General features: G+C 72.2%; 2 protein-coding genes and 1 pseudogene. 1 reads left to right on the top strand and 2 read right to left on the bottom strand.

The window, feature by feature from the left end:
• Positions 1 to 370, bottom strand: a pseudogene (locus tag I53_RS32050) (hypothetical protein); the annotation flags it as partial.
• Between the two features lie 213 nt (positions 371 to 583).
• Here I53_RS32050 and I53_RS29510 point away from each other — a divergent pair.
• A complete protein-coding gene (locus tag I53_RS29510; protein ID WP_043357829.1) occupies positions 584 to 1702 on the top strand; it encodes an acyltransferase in 1119 nt (372 codons plus the stop codon).
• On the opposite strand, the gene I53_RS29505 is transcribed toward I53_RS29510, so the two are convergent.
• A partial coding sequence (locus I53_RS29505; protein ID WP_043357826.1) for an endo-1,4-beta-xylanase occupies positions 1689 to 2751 on the bottom strand: 1063 nt, incomplete at its 5' end. The two genes, I53_RS29510 and I53_RS29505, sit on opposite strands and share 14 nt — an antisense overlap.

Below are 2751 nucleotides of genomic sequence, written 5' to 3'. Positions count from 1 at the left end.
TGAGCCTTGTTGTCCGGGGATTTGGCATCCTGGGCCTGGGCATCCTGCGCCTTCCCCTGCGCCGGGACAGGCTCCGGCGCGGCTCGGCCGGCTTGGTTTCAGGGCGCTTGGCATCCGCCGCCTTGCCGGCCGTGCCCTTCGCCTCACCCTTCGCCTCCGGCATCCGGGGCTCCTGGCCCTTCGCGGCCTCCCCTGTGGCGGCGGGCGGCACCGCGACCGGCACGGCGAGCGGCGGCACCGGGCTGCCCTGCACCGCGCCGGCACCCTGCGCCAGGGCCACGGCTGGTGCGCCGAGGAGCGCCAGCAGCGACAGGCCCGCGCCCAGGGCGGCGTGCGGGCGGGCGTGACGGCGGGGCGGGACCGGGACCATACGCAACACTCCCGACGGCGCCCGAGACAGGGCGGTCGGGCAGGATCATGGACGGCCGTGGTTACCAATCTCCTCCGGTGTTGCCGGGGCCTTGAGTCCCGGATTCACCATCCGGACACTGGTCCAGCCGCTCAGCGTGCCGTGCGGATGTCCGTCCGCACGGAAAGGGCGCTTATGCTGGGCCCCTGACGCGACAGGAGATCGACCTCCGCCATGCCGGATTCCGGGTTTCTGGTCCCGAAGACGATGCCCTACCTGCCTCAGCTCGACGGGGTGCGGGCGCTCGCCATCCTGATCGTGTTCGCGGCCCATTGCGGCTACAGCCACGTTGTGCCGGGCGGCTTCGGCGTCACCGTCTTCTTCTTCCTCAGCGGCTACCTGATCACCACGCTCCTGCGGATCGAGCGGGCGCAGACGGGCGCGGTGTCGCTCCCGGCCTTCTACCTCCGGCGCAGCCTGCGCATCCTGCCCCCGATGTACCTGACCCTGCTCGCCTCCGGCGCCCTCTACGGGGCGGGATGGCTGGACTGGATGCACGTCGAACCGGCGGCGATCCTCGGACAGGCGACGTTCCTGACCAACTATCCCGGCCTGTTCGGCACCGAGGCAGTGCTGCCGGTGCCGCTGTGGAGCCTCGCCATCGAGGAGCACTTCTACCTCGTCTTCCCGCTGGCCTTCGTGCTCTGTCTCGGGCGCCTCCGGCCGCGCCGTGCGGCTCTGGCCTGCCTGGGGCTCTGCGCGGTGGTGCTGGCGATCCGGTTCGAGAACGTCTGGCGGCTGCCGGATTACAGCCTGAACTACAGCTGGACCCACACGCGGATCGACGCGATCCTGTTCGGCTGCTGCCTCGGGTTGTGGAACAACCCGGTGGTCCCGGCCGACCGGGCGTGGCGCCCCACGGCCTGGCACGTCGCGGCCAGCCTCGCGGTGATCCTCGGAACCCTGGCGGTCCGCGAGCCCGCCTTCCGGGAGAGCCTGCGCTACACGCTCCAGAGCGCCGCCCTGTTCGTGCCCTTCGCGTACCTGCTGCACGGCGAGGGGCCTATGGTCCGGCTGCTCGCCAGCCGGCCGATGCGCCAGCTCGGGCTGTGGTCCTACAGCTTCTACCTCGCACACATGACCGTGGTTGCGCTGGTGCTGCACGTGAGGCCCGGGCTGCACGGCGTCGGGCTGATGCTGGCGGCGTTCCCGGTGACGCTGCTGTGGTGCTGGGGGATGTACGCGGTCGTCGAGCGCCCCTGCGCGCGCCTTCGCCGCCGGCTTCTCGCGGACCGGCCGCCCGAGCCGAGCCTGGCCGAGGACGGGCGCCGGGCCGGCGTCACGCCCGCCTGAGCGTCTCGCGGGCGGCTTTGTGATCCGGCGCGGCCTCGAAGGCCGCCTTCATGGCGTGCCACAGGGGCTTGCGCCGGAACTGCGCGTCGAGGGGGAGGGCCCGCTGCGGCAGGCCATCCGGCCGCTTGCGGTAGGGATGGTCGTTCAGCCACGTGTCGGGGTCGTAGATGTCCCAGGTCAGGACGTCGAGGCAGGCGGGCTCGTCCAGCACCACGTCGAGGTAGCGCCGGGCGTAATCGGCCACCTTCCGGTCGCGGGTCGCCACGTCGGACGGGAAGGCGCGGTCGTCGATGTCGAGTTCGGTGATCGCGATGCCGAGCCCCATCTGGCCGATCTCCCGGAGGAAGCGCCGCAGCTGGCCCTGGTCGATCGGGATCGTGCTGGTGAGGTGCGATTGAAGCCCGAAGCGCCGGATCGGCACGCCGCGGGACCGCATCGCCTCCAGGCGGCGCAGGACCTTGGTGCGCTTGGCCTCCATCCAGGGCACGCCCTGCTCCACCGCGTCCTCGTTCCAGGTGCCGGCGGCCGCCGGGTCGGTCTCGTGCAGGATCCGGAACGCGAGATCGACGTAGCCGGGGCCGATCGCGGCGAGCCAGGGCGAGTCGCGCAGGCCCCCGCCGCGGTCGGGATCGGCCTCGTTGCCGAAGATCTCGTTGACCACGTCCCAGGCGACGATCTGGCCCCGGTAGTGGCCGGCCACCGTCTCGATCCAGCGCCGCATGAAATCCTCGGCCTGGACGGCGCTCGCCCGGCCGAGCAGCGGGCCGACCCAGGGCGGCAGCGCCGCGTGCCAGACGAGGGTGTGGCCGCGCATGCGCTGGCCGTTTCCCCGCGCGAAGCGCAGGATCGCGTCGCCGCGGGCGAAGTCGGTCTTGCCGGGCGCGGGCAGGACCTCCTCCATCTTCATCTCGGTGCCGCAGACGAGGATGCCGCATTCCCGCGCCACCGCCTGCCGGTAGGCGGGCGTCGAATCGAAGCGGTGGAACGGGACCTCGCAGCCGTAGAGCAGGCCCTTGGCGGCCGCCGCGGCCTGGAGGCTGTCCCCCGAC

Source organism: Methylobacterium sp. B1, from assembly GCF_000333255.1.
Classification (GTDB): domain Bacteria; phylum Pseudomonadota; class Alphaproteobacteria; order Rhizobiales; family Beijerinckiaceae; genus Methylobacterium; species Methylobacterium fujisawaense.
This window is presented reverse-complemented; position numbering and strand designations above follow the sequence as displayed.

Bases quoted from the DNA above. Each gene is read 5' to 3' on its own strand.
- I53_RS29510 (WP_043357829.1), top strand. From the start codon at position 584: ATGCCGGATTCCGGGTTTCTGGTCCCGAAGACGATGCCCTACCTGCCT.